We start from the raw sequence: 17,421 nt of genomic DNA, 5'->3' as shown, positions 1-17,421 counted from the left end.
TCTTTCGTGGACCAATATCGAGGCGGGACTTTTTCAACAGAATCGGCCGAAAGCAGCCAGTTGCGAAGATCAATCTTTGGCCGAATTCAGCCCGCCCCGCGACATCACTGGCTCTAGCAAGCCGTCAAAAAAATCAGGCGATGCAAGCGAGACAATACGAGGAAAAATGACGCAAAGGCGGCCCAGCGGCCGAAGCCGCTAACACCCATCGGCAACCTGGTTAGGTCTCGACCACCGCCTAAAACCTGCTATCAGTCAGCTCGGCATTGGCTGCAGCGTTTCGTACACGCTGCCAATCGTCCGGCAACGTCAGCGCCGTTTCAGCACGTTTGAGCGCCAGCTCAGCTTGCCGATGCGCTGCTACCATGACCGCCGCGTCGCCAAGCCGCCCCAGCGACGCCAGTGCCTGTTGCAGGCACAGCCCCACTTCGACGATCGCTGCGCCGTCGCGGGCGATCGGTGTGAAGAAATCGTTCAGCATGTCCGCCTCGCTCAATGCCGGGGCAAACACCCGCTCGAACTTCGGATTCTCGGGCGCTGCACGCCGGCGCAGGTGCGACAGCACGCGAACGCCGCGGCCGATGACGTCAATGGCGGTGCCCTGATCGTTGATCCCTGGCGACAAGGCGCGAGAAGCGATTTCCGCCATTACGGTCATGCCGAAACGCGGGTCGCGCTCGAAGGTCCGTTGCGCGCCGATGACGAAGGCGGTGCACAGCGCGCCGTCACATTTCTCATCGATACCGATGGACCAGGCGATCGGCTGGGTGGGCTCCACGAACACGCCGGGCAGCACGCAGATATAGACCGAGCTGTGCGCCGACCGGGTCAGTTCGCCAAGCGCAGGCATGTCGATGTGTTGCACGAAGCCGACCTTCTCGGCGTACAAGGGACGCGCACCTGGTAGCCCCCTGGGGTCCACCTCAAGAGGGCGTCCGCCGAGATAGGGCTGTTCCATGCGCTGGCACAGTGCACGTGTCGCAGCGCGTTCGACCCTGGCCGTGGTTTCCGCGACTCGGCCCAGCCCTGAAAGCTGATCGATCCAGCGCAGCAGCGCATAAATAACCAGAACGACCACGATGATCGTCGCCGCGAACAACACCACACGCCCTTGCGCACCATAAAGTCCCGTGCTCAGCGCGATGATGCCGACTAGGCTGAAAATGAACGAACCGATGAACGTCGACAGGGTGTTTTGCGTGGTGGGGTCTTCCACCAACAGCGAGATGGCGCGCGGCGTCACGTTGCTGGTCGCCGAACCGTAGGCCGCGACCATGATGCTCAACGAGAAGGTGGTCACCGCGAGCATGCTCGAAGCCAGTACGTTGAGAATGTTATCGACCGCGTCTGAGCCAATCTTGGCGGGTACGTCGTCGGGAATATAGGGCGCCACCGCCAGGGCCACCAGCGCAGTCGCTACACCCAGGACGGAGAACAGGCTGGCCCTGAACCAGGGTCGTTTGCTGATACGGATGAGAAACCACTTCCAGCGCTCGACCATCTGCCACTCCAATCCGTAGGTTTCAGTACAGACAAGATCAGACCCAGGCCGTTGCGCAAGATTGGAAGTTTGTTGTCCTTAGCCGCAATCGGGCCCTCAATGCTCCAGGAAACGAGCAACCATTGCCGGCAGTTCCCGCATATCGCTGATGACCGCCGACACCCCCAGCTCACGCAACGCCTGGTCGTGGCCGGCCGGAATGTGGCTGGCGCCAGTGAAACCAATCACCTGCATCCCGGCGGTGCGCGCCGCCAGCACACCGGTCGGGCTGTCTTCGACCACCAGACAGTGCCCCGGCGCCACCCCCATGCGCTCGGCAGCCAGTAGATAGACGTCCGGAGCCGGTTTGGGCGATGGCACCATATCGGCACAGAAGATGTTCCCCGCGACGCGCTCGGTCAGCCCGGCGCGACGCAGCGACGCCTCGACGTTGTGCAGACGGCTGTTGGATGCCACCGCCAGCGGCAGATCGATGGCAAGCAAGGCTTCGCGGACGCCCGGAATCGCCTGGACCTCCTCGGCCACCACCTTCTCGCTTTGCCGACGCAGGTCGGCGTCGAAGGTGGCGGGCATTTGCAGGTCGAAGCGCTTCTCGATGAGATCGATGATGCTCGGTACCGTCAGGCCGAAGGTCCCTTCCAGGGCCTCGCCCAACCGGTCAGCGGGTACATGCAGGCTCAAGGCCTCGAACAACACGCGGTGGCTGATGATTTCGCTGTCGACGATCACGCCATCGCAATCGCTGATCAGCAGCTCGATAGTGGCCATCGGGTCTCCTGAGTTGGGGCGCGGTCGGCAGGATGCCTCCGAATGCGCAGACAGCCGTTGGACTGCGACAAACCCGTCGAGTTTAGCGGCGCATCCGTGTCACTTGGCGAATCGCTCAGCGAATCCCCAGCAACCGATCCAGCGACCACCAGCCCGCCCCGCGACCGATCACCACCAGCATCAGGCCGATCCACGTGAGATGGGTGGGCCAGGCGTCAGGATAGACGAACACCTGAATCACCAACGTCATGCCCAACAGCGCCAGCGCCGATAGCCGCGCCAGCAGGCCCAGCACCAGCAGCAGCGGAAACAGGTGCTCGGCGTAGGTCGCCAGGTGCGCGGCCAAATGGGGCGAAAGCAGCGGCAACGCGTATTCGGTCTCGAACAGGTCGTAGGTGCCCGGTTTGATCGTCAATATGCCGCTGACTTTGGTCCGGCCGGAATAGAAGAACACGGCGGCAATCGCCAGACGGGCGACCAGTGACAATGCGGAGTCGCTGACAACGGCCTGCAGCCAGGCAGCGACGCGATTCCAGCGTTGAAGCCAATACGATGGGGCGGTGGTTGAGGTGCTGTGTGGCGTGTCCATATCAATCGCCTCGGTTGTTCGTCGTGCCGCTGGGGTCAGCGGCAAATACGCCGGCCTCGAACAGGCGTGCCAGCAGGTCGTTGAAGTCCAGATCGGGTTGGGCTTGCAGTGCCAGGGTCGACGCTTCGTCCAGTCGGCATCGCGCGGCGCACGCATCGAGAAACGCGCAACCGCCAGCCCCCAACGGCTGCCAGACAACGCGCCCATCCCGACGGCACAGCACCGCGCCTTCACCCTGCCAGACCAGTGATCGGGGCACGTCCAGCTGTTCGCGGTTGCAGCGCCAGATGGTGAAGACAGGCAATGCGAACCACTGCCAGCGTGCTGCGGCGCTTGGGCTGAGGTGCAGTTCGGCGAGTTTTTCCGGCGCCTGTGCGGCGAATGCGGACAGTGTCAGCGGTGCCTGTTCCGCCGCGCTGAACGCTTCGATCCAAAGCCGGTCGAGGCGTGCCACGCCGGCCAGATAGGGCAGTTCCCGTGCAGGCTCGAAGGACTGCAGGAAGTCTGCGAAGCCGACGCCGTATTCGATCAGTTGCGCCAGTACTGGGGGCGAGCGCCTGACATAGTGGGCGGCCGCGGCGGCGAACCATTCGGCGCCGACCAGCCGCTCGACCGTTGGGAAGTTGGCCCGCAGCGCATCCACGCAGCCTTTCATGACCGTATTGCGATAGACCGCGAAGCCTGGCTGAGCCGTGAGCGCCGCGATCATGCCATGCGCTTCGTTGGAATCCACCGGTTCGACACCCTGCAGGGCCTCGACGAAGGCGTCCTGGAACTGTCCCAGCGACACGCTCATCCCACCCTCCTCTGCTGATCCAGCAATCGCTGCGCGCAATCGCGCTCGCCCAGCAGGTTGGTGAAAGCCGGTAGTTGATCATCACGTTCGATCAGCGTGGGTCGCGCGCCGATTCGTTCGATCAGTCGTTGATACAACGCCCAGACCGCCCCGGTGATCGGTGCGTCGTGGGAATCGATCAGTAAACCGGAGTCGCTTTGCGGATCCTGGCTATGTCCGGCCAGGTGTACCTCCAGCACGGCTTGAGCCGGGAAGCGATCGACATAGGCAAACGCATCGAAATCGAGATTATGCGCGCTGACATAGACGTTGTTGATGTCCAGCAGCAGGCCACAACCACTGCACCTGGCCAGCTCGGCGAGAAAATCAATCTCATCCCACTCGTGCCCCTCAATGCGCATGTAATGGCTGGGATTCTCAACGGCGATCTGCCGGCCGAGAACATCCTGAGTGCGTTGGACGTTATCAACGATCCGCGCAAGCGCGGCGTTCGTGCGTGGAAACGGCAGCAGATCGGGATGGTACTGACCTCGCCAGACGGACCAGGCGAGGTGCTCCGAAACAAGGGCTGGCCGAATGCGTTCGGCCAAGGTTTTGAGGCGTTGCAGATGCGACTCGTTCGGCGGGCAATCCGCTGCCAGCGATAACGACACGCCGTGCAGCGACAGCGGATGCTGCGCCCCAACTGCTTCCAGCCAGGCCAGACGAGGGCCGCCGCTGAGCATGTAGTTCTCCGGGTGCACCTCGAACCAGAGCCCGGAGGCGGTGCAGGCATGCGCCGCCTCGTAGTACTCGGGCTTGAGACTGAGACCGGCCCCCAAGTGAGCTGACATGATCATCGGCAGCCTAGGCGATCAGGATTCGATAGGCGTCAGCGAGCCCATGCCCTTGGGGGTCTCGATCGAGGTGCAGGTGCCGGCCGGAACGTTCTTCCACGCGTTGCCCTGGTAATCCATTTTCGACGTGCCAGCGCAGCTTGTTCCGGCGCCCGCTTTGCAATCGTTCTGACCCGCAAGCGCGACGCCATAGCACTTCTCCATGGCGCCTTCGGTTTTTTCGGCCGCCGTGGCGCCGGCGGCAAGGGATGCGAGAGCAACGGCAGCAGCGGTAAGAGCGAGAGTATTCATGTGGTTCTCCATTCGGTTCGCAGATGCGACCAGCGGGTTTGCTGGCCACTCAATCGATAGTTCGTAAGGTGCGGGGTAACGGTTACAGGGCGGAAAAATATTTTTGAGATTTTTTTCGGCCGGCCCTACCGTATCGACGCCTCAAGCTGATGGGTCATTGAACCCAGCGAATCGCAGCAGCGAAAAATTCTCTTCTCTTGTAACCAGAGCACCCGATGGAACGAACTACCCACCATGAGGCATTGAAGGCGCGCGAGATCCGCCTGCAAGCGCTGCTGTTGCGGGGATTGGAGGGTGACGAGGCGTGTTATCGGCAGTTCCTGACCTTGCTCGGTGCGCATTTGCGCAGCTTTCTCAGGCGCAGATTGCACTCGGCGGACGTCGAAGATCTGCTGCAGGAGGCCTTGCTGGCGGTGCACAACGCGCGCCATACCTACCGCTCCGACCAGCCGCTGACCGCTTGGGTGCAGGCCATTGCGCGTTACAAGCTGATGGATTATTTCCGCGCCCATGCACGACGCGAGGCGCTCAACGACCCGCTGGACGACGACGCGATGCTGCTTGCCGAAGAGGATCACCACGCCGAGCAGGCACAGCGCGATCTGACCCGGCTGCTCGAACAGTTGCCGGATAAACAGCGCTTGCCGATTCTTCACGTGAAGCTGCAGGGACTGTCAGTGGACGAGACTGCCACACTGACGGGTTTGTCCGTATCGGCCGTCAAGGTCGGCGTGCACCGTGGTTTGAAGGCGCTGGCCGCCCTGATTAGAGGTTCCCGATGAAAACCGACGACCTGATTTCAATGCTTGCCAGCAATGTGCCGCCCGTCGAACCTCGGATCGTCGCCAAGCGCTTCAGTCTCGCCGTTGTGATCGGCCTGTTCCTCGCTCTGCTGGTATTGCTGACGCTCTTCGGCGTGCGCCCGGACCTCGCCGACGTGGCCGCCAAGCCGCTGTTCTGGGGCAAACTGGCGCTGCCCGCTTCGCTGCTCGGTGGCGCCTTGATGATGACCAGCCGCCTGGCTCGGCCCGGCGTACGCGCTGGCGGCAGTTGGGCGGTGATCGGCCTGCCGGTGGGTGCCGTGTGGTTGGCGGCAGCGGGTCTGCTGCTCAGCGTATCGGCCGAGAGTCGCTGGACACTGGTGCTCGGCAGTACCTGGCGAAGCTGTCCGGTCAATATCGCCGTGCTTTCAATCCCGGCGCTCTTCACGGTGTTCTGGGCCATGCGAGGCCTGGCCCCGACCCGGCTGCGCCTGGCCGGAGCGGCAAGCGGCCTGTTGGCCGGCTCGATGGCGACGCTGGCCTACAGCCTGCATTGCCCGGAGATGAGCGTGGCCTTCTGGGCGGTCTGGTACGTACTGGGCATGCTGGTACCCACCGTCATCGGCACCCTGTTGGGGCCGCGACTGCTGCGCTGGTAAACCGTTACGACGCGCATTTCATTCAATACCGACGCAACGCCCCCTCCTATCTTCGCGCTGTAATCCCTGCGTGAAACTAGGAGTTTCGATGAGCCTGTTCCTCTCTATGGCCGCCTTTGCGCTGGCCTCTTCCATCTCACCCGGCCCGGTCAATATCGTCGCGCTGAGCAGTGGCGCCCAGTTCGGCCTGCGTGCCGCCATGCGCCATGTCAGCGGCGCCACCATTGGCTTTACCCTGCTGCTGTTGCTGATCGGTCTCGGGCTGAGCGAAGTCCTGGGGCGATGGCCTTGGTTGACGGAATCCATCCGGCTGGCCGGCGTCGCATTCCTGATTTACATGGCCTACCGGCTGGCGCGCGACGACGGTCGCCTGAACACCCAAAAGCCGGCGCTGCGGCCGACGATGCTCTACGGCGCCATGATGCAGTGGTTGAATCCAAAGGCCTGGCTGGCCTCGGTGGCCGGAATGGGGTTGTTCGCGGCCGCCGGTGATCTGCCTTCGGTATGGCGCTTCGCGGCGATCTACTTCGTGATCTGCTACGTCTCGTTGGCCTGCTGGGCCTATGCCGGCACCTTTCTGCGGCATTACCTGAACAATGCCGCGCGGCTGCGATTGTTCAACCGGGTGATGGCGGCCCTGCTGATTGGTTGCGCGGTCTACCTATTGGCGTTCTAACGTGTTGGTGTTCTAGCCGGTCGAAGGTCAAGCGATAGCGGGCACCAGGCCGGTCGTCCAATACATCCGCCTAGGCACGACGCTGGCCACGGTAGTGCCCTGGCGTTGCCGCCAGTAGCAGTTTGAAGGCGCGCTGCAGATGCGCCTGGTCGGCAAAGCCCGCGGCCAACGCCACTTCGGCGATCGGCACGCCACGGCGCAATTCCGCTCGCGCGAACTGAACCCGACGGTTGGTCAGATAGGCGTGCGGCGTCATTCCGTAATGCTTCCTGAACGACCGGATCAGGCTCGATATCGACACACCGGCCGTCGAGCAGATTTCTTCCAGCTTGAGGGAACGCTGGTAGTTGTCGGCAATGAATTCGGCTGCACGCCTAAGCTTCGGATCGCTCGCCGGCGCCGTGGTCTGCATCCCCAGGCGCTGATGCATGGCGCTGAAGAACTCCACCGCGGTGCTGTGCTTGTGCAAATGGTCGGCATGGTCATCGGTCAATGCCGCATGCAACTTTCTGAAACCGGCTTGCAGCTCCGAATCACGCGTTAGAATCGGCGCGAAGCAGCGAAACCCCGCACCGCCCATGCCCAGTTCATCCTGCAGATCACTCAGCCAGTCGGCATCGACATACAGCATGCGGTACGCCCAGGGCTGATTGCGAATCGGGTTGCAGGCATGCACGTCACCTGGATTCATCAGCACCAGCGTGCCCGCATCGATGCGGCACTGTTGATCGCCATTGATGTAGGTACTGGTGCCGCTGTCGATCAAGCCGACGGAAAAAGTCTCATGGCTGTGCCGCGCATAGCAGACGCGACGTCCGTCCGCCACGCTGCGCGACTCGATGAAAGGCAACGAATGGTCCCGCCAGAAGCTGGAGCCAGCAAGCGGGCGCTGATCTGTGGTGTTTGGCTGATGCATGACGGGGCTGATACAGGCTGCTACGAGAAGGTTCAGGTTAGCCGAAAATGGCGCTCTTGACCGCAGCGCAGGGCGCCATCGTCGAGCAAATGCCTGCTTCTATTCGCCAGACGCCTCTCGTCGCGGTTCCTGAACGATCACATTGACCACCAGTCACCTCTAGTAGCCATCCACTGCTAGGAAACCGGAGCAGGCTCAAGCATCAGCTGCGCTACCCGAGCCTCTGTTCCTAAGCCTCGGCATAAAATAACCCGGAGGCCTGATGACCGAATGCACGATTCACTATGACGGCGCCCCTCTTGTCGGCGAAGCCGACACCCCGCTGATCGATTTCCTCGCCAGGCACGACATTGACCTGCCCCACGTCTGTTATCACCGTGCGCTGGGCTCGCCACAGACCTGCGATGTCTGCTGGGTACAAGTCGACGGAGAACTGGTGCGCGGCTGCACGTTGAAGGCCCGCGACGGGCTGGAAATCACCAGCCAGATCGCCGAGGCCAAGGCGGCCCGCGAGGAAGGAATGGACCGGCTGGTGGCCAAGCATGAGCTGTATTGCACGGTCTGTGAGCACAACACCGGCGACTGCACGTTGCATAACACCTATGCGCAGATCGATCCACCGATCCAGCGCTACGAGTTCAAACGCAAGCCCTACGAGAAAGACCACTCCAATCCCTTCTACACCTACGATCCGGACCAGTGCATTCTCTGCGGCCGCTGCGTCGAGGCCTGCCAGAACGTCGAGGTCAACGAGACGCTGTCGATCGACTTCACCATGGAGCACCCACGCGTGCTCTGGGACGGCGGTAAGCCGATCGACGAGTCGAGCTGCGTCAGCTGCGGCCACTGCGTCACCGTTTGCCCCTGCAATGCGCTGCTGGAGAAGACCATGCAGCCGGATGCCGGCCCGTTCACGTCGCTGCCGCAGGACATCAAGCGGCCGATGATCGACATGGTCAAGAAGCTCGAGGAAACCATTGGTGCCCGCCCGATCACCGCCATCTCGAAAATGGACATGCACTGGCGCCAGCCGGAGATCAAGCGCACCAAGACCGTGTGCACTTACTGCGGCGTGGGCTGCTCCTTCGAGATGTGGACCCGCGACCGGCACATCCTCAAGGTGCAGCCGGTGGTCGATGCTCCGGCCAACGGCATCTCTACCTGCATAAAGGGCAAGTTCGCCTGGGATTTCGTCAATGACCCTAAACGCCTGACCACGCCGCTGATCCGCGAGAACGGGCGGTTCCGTGAGGCGAGCTGGGACGAGGCGCTGGATCTGGTCGCGCATCGGCTCATGCAGATCCGCGACAGCCACGGGCCGGACGCCATCGGCTTCATCGGCTCGAGCAAGGCCAGCAACGAGGAGGCCTATCTCACGCAGAAAATCGCCCGCGCGATCATCGGCACCAACAGCGTCGACAATTCCTCGCGCTACTGCCAGAACCCGGCCACCAAAGGCCTGTTCCGCACCGTCGGCTACGGCGGCGATGCCGGCACCATTGAGGACATGGAGAAAGCCGACTTGATCGTGATGGTCGGCAGCAACCTGTCCGAGAACCATCCGGTGATCGCCTCCAAGCTCAAGGCGCAGAAGAAACACCGCGGGCAGCAGTGGGTGGTGTTCGATCCGCGCAAGCACGAGATGGCCGAACGCGCCGATATTCATTTGCGACCCAATTCCAGCACCGACCTGGTCTGGGCCTCGGCCCTGTCGCGCTACATGTTCGAACACGGCTATGCCGATCAGGAATTCCTCAGCGCCCGGGTCAACCAGGTCGAGGAATACCGGAAATCGCTCGACCCCTTCACCATGGATTTCGCCGCCGAAGTCACCGGCATCGCCAAGGAAAAGCTGATCGAGGCTGCGGAGCTGATCGGGCAGGCCAAGTCGGTGTGCCTGCTCTGGGCCATGGGCATCACCCAGCACAGCCACGGTTCGGACACCAGCACGGCGCTGTCGAACCTGCTGCTGGTTACCGGCAACTACGGCCGGCCCGGCACCGGCGGCTACCCGATGCGCGGCCACAACAACGTGCAGGGAGCCAGCGATTTCGGCTGCCTGAAGAACATGTACCCCGGTTACGAGAAGGTCACCGAGGAAAAGAACCGCAACAAGTGGGCCAAGGCCTGGGGGGTTTCGCCTGAGTCGCTGTCGCTGGAGAAGGGCAACGACAACTTCACCATGGTTCAGGGTGCCGACGAGGGCTCGGTCAAGGCGATGTACATCGTCGGAGAGGAAACCGCCTTCTCTGACGCCGACAGCAAGAACGTGCACAGCGGCTTCGAAAGCCTCGATTTCATGGTGGTGCAGGACATCTTCCTCAGCCGCACCGCCGAGTTCGCCGACGTGGTGCTGCCAGCCTGCCCCTCGGTGGAAAAGGACGGCACCTTCACCAACACCGAACGGCGCATCCAGCGCTTCTACCAGGTACTGCCGCCGCTCGGCAACAGCCGCCCGGACTGGCAGATCCTCACCGATCTCGCCAAACGCATGGGCCACGACTGGGGTTATACCCACCCGAGCCAGATCATGGACGAGGCGGCCAGCATCGCCACCCTGTTCCAGGGCATCAGCTACGAACGGCTGGAAGGCTGGCAGTCGCTGTTCTGGCCGATGCAAAGCGACGGCAGCACCACCCCGCTGCTCTACACCGAGCGCTTCCACACCGATGACGGCAAGGCCGTGCTGTTCCCGCTGGAATGGAAGGAGCCGGCCGAAGCGGCGGATGACGAGTACGACATCATGCTCGACAACGGGCGCATGCTCGAACAGTTCCAGAGCACCAACCAGACCGGCCGCGGCCCACGTATCTGGTCGCAGGCGCCGAACTGGTTCGTCGAGGTCAGCCCGGAGCTGGCTGCCGAGCGCGGCATCGAGGACGGCACCTGGGTGCGCGTGACCTCGCGACGCGGCTCGGTGGAAGTGCGTGCGACCGTGACCGACCGGGTCGCCGGCAAGACGCTGTTCATGCCTATCCATCAGGGCAAGCCCGGGCTCAACCTGCTTACCGGCGAACACCATGACCCCGACGTGAACACGCCGGCCTACAAGGAAACCGCGGTCAGACTGGAGGTCCTTCCCGAGAAGGGCGAACCGCCGCTACCGCCGAACAGCTTCCGCCATGCCAAACGCACGCCGAACGAGGGTGTGCCCGTCGAGGTGAAGTGGTACCGCGATGATTACGTCGCCCCGCCCGCCCAAGCCCAGCATCCGGAGAGATTCTGATGGCCCAACGACTGAACTACGACGTCCCGCCGACGCCGATCGGCCCAAGCGCGCGTGAAGAACTCGATACGCTCCTCGAAACCCTGCACCAGCGTGGCGTGCTGCGCTTCGCCAATGATCTGGCAGGCTCGCACGACCGCTTGCTCAAGGTGCTGGTCGACGGCCTGAGCAAAGAAGGTTCGCTCAACGCCGTGCAGAACCTGTCGATCCTGGGCATGGCACTGTCGCGCATCGAGCCGGCGCAGTTCTGCAAGGTAGTGTTCGCCTTCCAGGAGGCCTTCCACGCCGTCGGGCACTACAAGCCCGACGGCAAGCACGACGAAGCCCCAGGCGTCACCGGCGCTTACAAGATGCTGCACGACGATGAGTTGTGGGCGGCACTGATGCCTATCATCGAGGGGTTGAAGAGCTTCGCGGGCGGGCTGGACAAGGAGCCGGAGAAACCGATCACTGCCTTCAGCGGCAAGCGGACCGAGCAGTGAGGCGTCGACAGCGCTTTCGCTATTGCGGTCGCACGAGGGGCACAACGCTCGCGTCGCAGGGACGTAGAGCGTCGCGCCCTACGGACCGAATCAGAGAATCTCCAGCCCCTCGCACTTGTAATCGCCAATGAAGATATCGTTTTGCAGAACTTCACCGTCGAGGTTGAAGCAGAACAGGTAGCTCTCCGTACGGTCGCCGATTTCCACGCTCTTGAGCCCGATGCACTCCTCCGGGTGACCCGGCAGGATCTTGAACGAAGAAATGCCGCGCTCGGGGATGCGCTCGCCCACTTTCAGCGTACGAATCTCGCTGAAGTCTTCGTTGGCGATGATCAGCGTGTTGGCGCCGCGCTCTCGCTCGTCCACCGCCTCGTCGAAGGGTTCGTTCGAGATCTTGCGCGGGAAGAAGAGCCACTCACGGCGATACGGATGCCATTCCGCCGCTTCATGGATGACGTAGCCATCGGGGCCGACGCCGAGCGCGTCACGGATGCGCTGGTAGCGATCCGCCCAGTTAACGCTGCGCACGCCGTAGTTGCGATCAAGCATCTTGACCCACTCTTCAGCCGGCCTCTTGCCGTGGCTGCCAATCACGAGTTGATCGTTCCAGAGTGTCGCCCATTCGCTCTTGAAACCTTTGAAGGCTTCGTCACCGCTGCCGGTCATGAGAATGTTGCGCGGCACCAATTGATTTTGATCGCGGACTTCGCAGACCAGCCCGGTGCGATCGTCGAAAGTGACCAGGCGTTTGCCGAACATCACCAGTTCGGAAAACTCCGCGCCACGCCCGCCTTCGGCAATCAGACTGACCAACTGGAATTCGCCCCCCTCTGCCTCCGGTATATCCTCGAACCGGTACCGAGCCAGGCCGGTTTGCGGGTCCATATGCCGATGCAGACGGTCATGGCGCAGGGTCGATTGCCAGGCGATCCGCCCGTCTTGCTGCTCCACCTGTGAAGCGTGATCCTCATCGGTAATGATCGCGAGCAGGTACTCGGTTGTGGTGCTGTCGTAGCGTTCAAGTCGCCGAATGTCGAAATGTTGTTCACTCATGGATAAATGCTCGATTGAGACGCGGCGCCGGTAGCACAGCGCATGGGGGGATCGTCTGGGTTCGGACAACACGAGCGATGCAAGTTTCAATGACGGCTCCCGTGCCTTTGATTGCCACCAGGCTTTCACGCAAACTGCGCAGCAGCTTCGTCCGTTTCGTTGTCGAAGCCTCACAGTACACGACGATCGGAACGGCATGATTTTTCAACTTTTTCAGCGACACTCACCGGTCGGCGACGCCTCATCGGCAGCACCGCTTACCCGCCGCGCCGCAGCCATTATCGGCGGCGCTCTGCTGCTTAGCCTGGCCGGCTGTGGCATTCAGCGGCCAGAAACGCCCGCGCCCCGGCCCGATGAGGTACGGGCGAAAATCGTCCGGCTGATCCCCAGCAACATCCCGGATCGCCAAGGCTGGGCAATGGATATCTACACCGCATTCGATGCGCTGGATATCCCGCCGAGCAACGAAAACATCTGCTCGGTGTTGGCCGTCACCGTGCAGGAATCGACCTTTCAGGCGACGCCTGCCGTGCCAGGCTTGGCAAAGATCGCGCGCGAAGAAATCTACCGCCGTGCCGCCCGGTTGCATGTCCCGCGTTTTGTGGTCAATGCGGCGCTGGACGTCCGCTCGCCTAACGGCAAGACCTATAGCGAGCGCCTGAATGCGGTGCGCACCGAACAACAGTTGAGTGCGATTTTCGACGACTTTCTCAGCATCATGCCGCTGGGCAAGCAGTTGTTCGGCACGCTCAACCCGGTCAAGACCGGTGGCCCGATGCAGGTCAGCATCGCCTTTGCCGAAGATCACCGGTGGGACTATCCCTATGAGCGCAAGGGTTCGATCCGCGACGAAGTGTTCACCCGACGTGGGGGCATGTACTTCGGCATCGCTCACCTGCTCGATTACCCGGCCAGTTACACCCAGCCGCTGTACCGCTTCGCCGACTTCAATGCCGGTTGGTATGCCAGCCGTAACGCTGCTTTTCAGGCCGCGGTAAGCCGCGCCAGCGGCATCAAGCTGGCCCTCGATGGCGATCTGATCATTCACGGCAGCAGCAAAGCCGGACAGACCGAACGCGCGGTTCGCTCGCTGGCGAGCAAGCTGGACATGAGCGAAACGGCAATTCGCAACGCGCTGGAGCGCGGCGATACCCACGGCTTCGAGAAAACCAGCCTGTATGAACGCGTGTTCGCGCTGGCCGAAAAGCGTGCAGGCAAATCGCTGCCGCGCGCGGTGCTGCCTGGAATTCGGCTGGAAAGCCCGAAAATCACTCGCAATCTGACGACGGCCTGGTTCGCCAACCGCGTCAACGATCGGCACCTGGCGTGCATGAAGCGCGTAGGCAATTAGCCAAGACACAGGCGACCCAGGCGTGTCGATGCCCAGCCGGGCCGCCCGTTTCGATTCGCCTGGCCAGCATGGCTGCGGAGCCTGGCATGGGGGCTTCACGCTTGTCGAACGAGGGATGGCGAAACTGGGACTCGGCATCGTTCGTGGCGTACTGCCCATCCAATCTCAAGACGATTCAGAGTGCCCGGTCGAAAAACGTGTCCAGCCCGCACCGCTGCGCTTGGGTCACGGTGTAGGCACGCACCTCTTCGGGCCAGTCGACTGCCTTCACCACGCTCAGGCTGCGAAGCATGGGAAATAGCGTGATGTCGTCCCAGCATGGGTGCTGATGAGTCGGCGTCAGATCGACAATGTCTGGCAGTCGCCTTAGCTGTGCATCCGCGTCACGCGCCTTGGCCTCGGTGTTGGCCAGCGCCTCATCGAAGTCGCCGACGGTTTCGGTTTTCTTGCTGCGGAAATGCTCATAGGCCGAGGGGCTGGCGAACTCCTCAAGGCCGATCTGCGTCCAGCGGGGATAGCCGAGGTATTGCAGGTTCGGCACGAACGGCTCCAGCCACTCGCTTAGCGCAGGGGTGTCCGGTTCACCAATCATCGGCTGGCCATCTAAAGCGTCGAGGTATTTGACGATGTCCATGCTGTCAGCCATGGGCGTGCCATCGTCACGCACCAGCACCGGTATCTGATGCTTACCGATCAGTTGAGTGATGGTCTGTTCGTCATCGGCTGGCAACACCACACGCTCGGCTTCGATCCCTTTCAGGCTCAATACCATGCGCACTCGGGCGCTGAAGGGACAGTGGTCATAGTAGTAGAGCTTCATCGGTCACATCCTCAATCGGGGTTTCGAGCAGGTGACCGGCAATCCGGGCATCCGTTTGATCCTGCGTCGGCAAACCGACGAGAGGAGAACGGTCTTGGTTGCGCGTGTTCCGTCCTGCCCGATGGTCAGGAACCTGCCCGGATCGGGTCGTTCTACTGGCTAGTACCTGACGTTGCGTGAGCGCACAAAGCCGGCAGGCCGCGGTGCCGAGCAGCCTGTGCTCACCGTCGCGCAGAGAAACGTCGACAGATCAATCAATCGATTCAGCCGAGGAGAAGCCAGCCATGCCAGCCTTATCCGCAACCCCCAATTGCTGCTGGACCGCCAGCGCACCGCACGGCGATTTCCCACGCCTGACCGGCAACAGCGAGTGCGACGTGGTGGTGGTTGGCGCCGGCATTGTCGGGCTGAGCGCGGCGATGACCCTGTGCGAAGCCGGCAAATCCGTCGTGGTGCTCGAAGCGCGCGAGGTCGGCCTTCAGGTCACTGGGCGCTCCACCGCAAAGGTCACCACTCAGCATGCACTCATCTACCGACACCTGATCGATACCTTCGGCCAAGAACTGGCACAGTGTTATGCCGACGCCAATCGCGAAGCCGTAAATCGCATTCGTCACTGGGTCGAGACCCTCCAGATCGACTGCGACTACCAGCACCAGTCCGCCTTTGCCTACGCCTGCTCCTCGGATTGGCGGGCGGCCATCGAGCAGGAAGCCGAAGCAGCACGCTGCCTGGGTTTTGCCGCCAGGCTTCTGGAGCGTGCTCCCCTGCCCTTCGATACCGCCTGTGCCCTGGAATTTCCGGATCAGGCGCAGTTCAACCCGACTCGCTATCTGTTGGGGCTGGCCAATGCGGTGCAGGCGCGCGGTGGACGCATCCACCAGCAAACCCGTGCGCGGAGCTTCGAGCACAAAGGGCGTTGGCAGGTCGGTTTCGAGGGTGGAAGTATCGATGCCGAACAGGTGATCCTCGCCACGCATATGCCGGTCGAGACGCCAATCGATCTCGTCAGCCCTACCCAACCGCGCTGCCATGTAGCGATGGCCTTCCGTCCACAAGGGGACGCACATTTGGAGGGGATGTTCATCGGGGTCGACGAGCCGACGCATTCGATCCGCATGGGTCACGACACCGAAGGCCCCCTGCTGATCGTCCTGGGTCCGCGCTTCAAGACTGGCCAGGACGGCGACGTCGCCCGGCGCTTCGTCGACCTGGAAAGCTGGGCACGAGGCAACCTGCCGGTCAGCGAACCCGCCTGGCGTTGGTGCAACGAAGACTACGACACGGCCGACCGCATGGCGTACGTCGGCGAGCCGGATAGCGAGAAAGCGCCCGGTTTGTTCGTTGCCACCGGTTTCAATGGCTGGGGCATAAGCAACGGCACCGCCGCCGGGCTGGGCATCGCTCGCCAGATCATCACTGGACGCCGGCCATGGAAGCATCTTTACGATCCAACGCGGCCCTCTCCGGATGATTTCAACCAGAGCACCGACAGTCAGTCGCAGGTCGAAGAGCTGGAAGCAATAGGTCATGGAGAAGGCGGTGTGATCACCCGTGGCGATGAGAAGATCGCCGTATGGCGAGACGATTCCGGTACGCTGCATAGCGTGTCCGCAGCGTGCACGCACATGGGCTGCACCGTGACCTGGAACAACGCCGACCGCACCTGGGACTGCCCTTGCCACGGCTCGATTTTCGAGGCCAACGGCGGCGTCATCCATGGCCCGGCCGTACAGCCATTGGCAGCCAAGACGCTCTGATTGACGGCAAGCCCTAGATTCCGGGCGCGGCTCAGTACAGCAGGATCCACCGGTCAATTCGCTGGATTACTCGATGGCCAAGGCCGGCAGTCATCCATCACCCGCCGCGTGCGCTTAGCCGCTAATTCCCATGCCCGCCAGTACGAATGCACCAACCGCTACCACCAATCCCGCCACGATCGCCGCTCCATCCCGCGTGGTGATACCCAGGCCGAACAGGCAGATCGCCGAAAACGGTGCGGTGCTGGCGAACGGCAATAGCTCCAGCGGTGGCACCGAAGCTGTCAGCAGTAGGCAGATAATCGCGATGACTTTCAGAAACGCTTTGCGCGTCGCCCACGTCAATCGATTGCGGCTGACCTTATCCAGCCAGCGCACCACCGGTCTTATCTTGTTCAGACCTTTTTCAAGTTTGTCGCCGCTCACTGAGCGACGGGCAATGAAACCCGGAATCCAGAAATGATCACGCCCGAACAGTAGCTGCACGGCGAACATCGCGATGATCAGCGCCAACAGGGTCGGCAACCCGGGAATGCCGCCTACCGGGCTGATCTCAAGAATCGCCGGAACGAATAAAAACAGCCCGAAACTTCGCTGACCGATCGTTTGCTGTATATCGCCAACCGACACCTTTGCCTGACCATCACCGAGGTCGACGACCTCGTTGATGACATCTTCCAAGCAATCGGGCTGCTGCTCGTTGGCATCGGCCATTTCGGTCCTCCTCGTTGCAGGTGGGTTGAAGCGCCAAGCGTCAACCTGACCGGATCGTTTCGCGGAGTGGCGTGCAGTACTCAGCAGCCCGCACCGTATCGGCTCTGGCTCGGCCTGGCCGGTTTGAACCATGCGGCACAAGCCCTATCGCCATAAAGCTCATTGTTTTGGGACCGTGCCTGTTGGGGATGATTCTAGAGCTGCGGACCATGCATATGTCGT

At 62.1% G+C, this 17,421-nt stretch carries 18 protein-coding genes; 8 read left to right on the top strand and 10 right to left on the bottom strand.

Going from position 1 to position 17,421, the window contains the following annotated elements; translation table 11 throughout:
- A partial coding sequence (locus tag MCB86_RS21585) for a hypothetical protein (RefSeq protein WP_239612125.1) occupies positions 1-202 on the top strand: 202 nt, incomplete at its 5' end.
- A 36-nt stretch (positions 203-238) separates the two neighbouring features.
- Here the strand turns inward: MCB86_RS21585 and MCB86_RS21580 are convergent.
- From MCB86_RS21580 to MCB86_RS21555, 6 genes are all read right to left on the bottom strand, one after another.
- A complete protein-coding gene (locus MCB86_RS21580) occupies positions 239-1,501 on the bottom strand; it encodes a DUF2254 domain-containing protein (RefSeq protein WP_239612124.1) in 1,263 nt (420 codons plus the stop codon).
- Positions 1,502-1,597: 96 nt separating this feature from the next.
- A complete protein-coding gene (locus MCB86_RS21575; RefSeq protein ID WP_239612123.1) occupies positions 1,598-2,269 on the bottom strand; it encodes an HAD family hydrolase in 672 nt (223 codons plus the stop codon).
- Between the two features lie 115 nt (positions 2,270-2,384).
- Positions 2,385-2,858, bottom strand: a complete 474-nt coding sequence (locus MCB86_RS21570) for a DoxX family protein (protein ID WP_239612122.1) — start codon at positions 2,856-2,858, stop codon at positions 2,385-2,387.
- 1 nt (position 2,859) lies between these two features.
- Positions 2,860-3,654, bottom strand: a complete 795-nt coding sequence (locus tag MCB86_RS21565; protein WP_239612121.1) for a DNA-binding domain-containing protein — start codon at positions 3,652-3,654, stop codon at positions 2,860-2,862.
- Positions 3,651-4,493 carry a DUF692 domain-containing protein gene (locus MCB86_RS21560; protein ID WP_239612120.1) on the bottom strand — a complete coding sequence of 281 codons (843 nt, stop codon included), beginning with the start codon at positions 4,491-4,493 and terminating at the stop codon, positions 3,651-3,653. The genes MCB86_RS21565 and MCB86_RS21560 overlap by 4 nt, the downstream gene beginning before the upstream one ends.
- A 15-nt stretch (positions 4,494-4,508) precedes the next feature.
- On the bottom strand, positions 4,509-4,781 hold the full coding sequence (locus tag MCB86_RS21555; protein ID WP_045161720.1) for a DUF2282 domain-containing protein: 273 nt from the start codon (positions 4,779-4,781) through the stop codon (positions 4,509-4,511).
- Positions 4,782-4,996: 215 nt separating this feature from the next.
- Here MCB86_RS21555 and MCB86_RS21550 point away from each other — a divergent pair, with 215 nt between their 5' ends.
- From MCB86_RS21550 to MCB86_RS21540, 3 genes are all read left to right on the top strand, one after another.
- Positions 4,997-5,563, top strand: a complete 567-nt coding sequence (locus tag MCB86_RS21550; protein WP_239612119.1) for a sigma-70 family RNA polymerase sigma factor — start codon at positions 4,997-4,999, stop codon at positions 5,561-5,563.
- A complete protein-coding gene (locus MCB86_RS21545) occupies positions 5,560-6,201 on the top strand; it encodes a DUF1109 domain-containing protein (RefSeq protein ID WP_045161718.1) in 642 nt (213 codons plus the stop codon). Before MCB86_RS21550 ends, MCB86_RS21545 begins: the two co-directional genes overlap by 4 nt.
- 88 nt (positions 6,202-6,289) lie before the next feature.
- Positions 6,290-6,877, top strand: a complete 588-nt coding sequence (locus MCB86_RS21540) for a LysE family translocator (protein WP_045161717.1) — start codon at positions 6,290-6,292, stop codon at positions 6,875-6,877.
- Positions 6,878-6,947: 70 nt separating this feature from the next.
- Here the strand turns inward: MCB86_RS21540 and MCB86_RS21535 are convergent, their stop codons facing one another.
- Entirely contained in the window at positions 6,948-7,793 is an 846-nt protein-coding gene (locus MCB86_RS21535) for an AraC family transcriptional regulator (protein ID WP_045161716.1), read from the bottom strand.
- A gap of 262 nt (positions 7,794-8,055) precedes the next feature.
- Between MCB86_RS21535 and fdhF the strand changes: the two genes are divergently transcribed.
- A complete protein-coding gene (fdhF, locus tag MCB86_RS21530; protein WP_239612118.1) occupies positions 8,056-11,019 on the top strand; it encodes a formate dehydrogenase subunit alpha in 2,964 nt (987 codons plus the stop codon).
- A complete protein-coding gene (locus tag MCB86_RS21525; RefSeq protein ID WP_045161714.1) occupies positions 11,019-11,501 on the top strand; it encodes a DUF1641 domain-containing protein in 483 nt (160 codons plus the stop codon). The genes fdhF and MCB86_RS21525 overlap by 1 nt, the downstream gene beginning before the upstream one ends.
- A gap of 90 nt (positions 11,502-11,591) precedes the next feature.
- Here the strand turns inward: MCB86_RS21525 and MCB86_RS21520 are convergent, their stop codons facing one another.
- The gene (locus tag MCB86_RS21520) at positions 11,592-12,554 is read right to left on the bottom strand and encodes a hypothetical protein (protein WP_239612117.1); all 963 of its coding nucleotides are present in this window, start codon (positions 12,552-12,554) and stop codon (positions 11,592-11,594) included.
- 196 nt (positions 12,555-12,750) lie between these two features.
- Here MCB86_RS21520 and MCB86_RS21515 point away from each other — a divergent pair, with 196 nt between their 5' ends.
- A complete protein-coding gene (locus MCB86_RS21515; RefSeq protein ID WP_045161711.1) occupies positions 12,751-13,905 on the top strand; it encodes a DUF1615 domain-containing protein in 1,155 nt (384 codons plus the stop codon).
- A gap of 175 nt (positions 13,906-14,080) precedes the next feature.
- Here the strand turns inward: MCB86_RS21515 and grxB are convergent, their stop codons facing one another.
- Positions 14,081-14,725 (bottom strand): glutaredoxin 2, encoded by a 645-nt coding sequence (gene grxB, locus MCB86_RS21510; RefSeq protein ID WP_239612116.1) that lies wholly within the window; start codon positions 14,723-14,725, stop codon positions 14,081-14,083.
- Positions 14,726-15,009: 284 nt separating this feature from the next.
- On the opposite strand from grxB, the gene MCB86_RS21505 reads away from it, so the two are divergent.
- Positions 15,010-16,485 carry an FAD-dependent oxidoreductase gene (locus MCB86_RS21505; protein ID WP_239612115.1) on the top strand — a complete coding sequence of 492 codons (1,476 nt, stop codon included), beginning with the start codon at positions 15,010-15,012 and terminating at the stop codon, positions 16,483-16,485.
- Between the two features lie 114 nt (positions 16,486-16,599).
- Here MCB86_RS21505 and MCB86_RS21500 read toward each other — a convergent pair whose 3' ends face one another.
- Entirely contained in the window at positions 16,600-17,199 is a 600-nt protein-coding gene (locus MCB86_RS21500; protein ID WP_239612114.1) for an exopolysaccharide biosynthesis protein, read from the bottom strand.
- Between the last annotated feature and the right edge of the window lie 222 nt (positions 17,200-17,421).

Source organism: Pseudomonas sp. KSR10 (genome assembly GCF_022355455.1).
Classification (GTDB): Bacteria; Pseudomonadota; Gammaproteobacteria; order Pseudomonadales; family Pseudomonadaceae; genus Stutzerimonas; species Stutzerimonas stutzeri_E.
This window is presented reverse-complemented; position numbering and strand designations above follow the sequence as displayed.

Coding starts and splice junctions, on each gene's coding strand:
- fdhF (WP_239612118.1), top strand. CDS start 8,056: ATGACCGAATGCACGATTCACTATGACGGCGCCCCTCTTGTCGGCGAA.
- MCB86_RS21570 (WP_239612122.1), bottom strand. CDS start 2,858: ATGGACACGCCACACAGCACCTCAACCACCGCCCCATCGTATTGGCTT.
- MCB86_RS21520 (WP_239612117.1), bottom strand. CDS start 12,554: ATGAGTGAACAACATTTCGACATTCGGCGACTTGAACGCTACGACAGC.
- MCB86_RS21555 (WP_045161720.1), bottom strand. CDS start 4,781: ATGAATACTCTCGCTCTTACCGCTGCTGCCGTTGCTCTCGCATCCCTT.
- MCB86_RS21525 (WP_045161714.1), top strand. CDS start 11,019: ATGGCCCAACGACTGAACTACGACGTCCCGCCGACGCCGATCGGCCCA.
- grxB (WP_239612116.1), bottom strand. CDS start 14,725: ATGAAGCTCTACTACTATGACCACTGTCCCTTCAGCGCCCGAGTGCGC.
- MCB86_RS21500 (WP_239612114.1), bottom strand. CDS start 17,199: ATGGCCGATGCCAACGAGCAGCAGCCCGATTGCTTGGAAGATGTCATC.
- MCB86_RS21560 (WP_239612120.1), bottom strand. CDS start 4,493: ATGATCATGTCAGCTCACTTGGGGGCCGGTCTCAGTCTCAAGCCCGAG.
- MCB86_RS21550 (WP_239612119.1), top strand. CDS start 4,997: ATGGAACGAACTACCCACCATGAGGCATTGAAGGCGCGCGAGATCCGC.
- MCB86_RS21535 (WP_045161716.1), bottom strand. CDS start 7,793: ATGCATCAGCCAAACACCACAGATCAGCGCCCGCTTGCTGGCTCCAGC.
- MCB86_RS21575 (WP_239612123.1), bottom strand. CDS start 2,269: ATGGCCACTATCGAGCTGCTGATCAGCGATTGCGATGGCGTGATCGTC.
- MCB86_RS21545 (WP_045161718.1), top strand. CDS start 5,560: ATGAAAACCGACGACCTGATTTCAATGCTTGCCAGCAATGTGCCGCCC.
- MCB86_RS21580 (WP_239612124.1), bottom strand. CDS start 1,501: ATGGTCGAGCGCTGGAAGTGGTTTCTCATCCGTATCAGCAAACGACCC.
- MCB86_RS21565 (WP_239612121.1), bottom strand. CDS start 3,654: ATGAGCGTGTCGCTGGGACAGTTCCAGGACGCCTTCGTCGAGGCCCTG.
- MCB86_RS21515 (WP_045161711.1), top strand. CDS start 12,751: ATGATTTTTCAACTTTTTCAGCGACACTCACCGGTCGGCGACGCCTCA.
- MCB86_RS21540 (WP_045161717.1), top strand. CDS start 6,290: ATGAGCCTGTTCCTCTCTATGGCCGCCTTTGCGCTGGCCTCTTCCATC.
- MCB86_RS21505 (WP_239612115.1), top strand. CDS start 15,010: ATGCCAGCCTTATCCGCAACCCCCAATTGCTGCTGGACCGCCAGCGCA.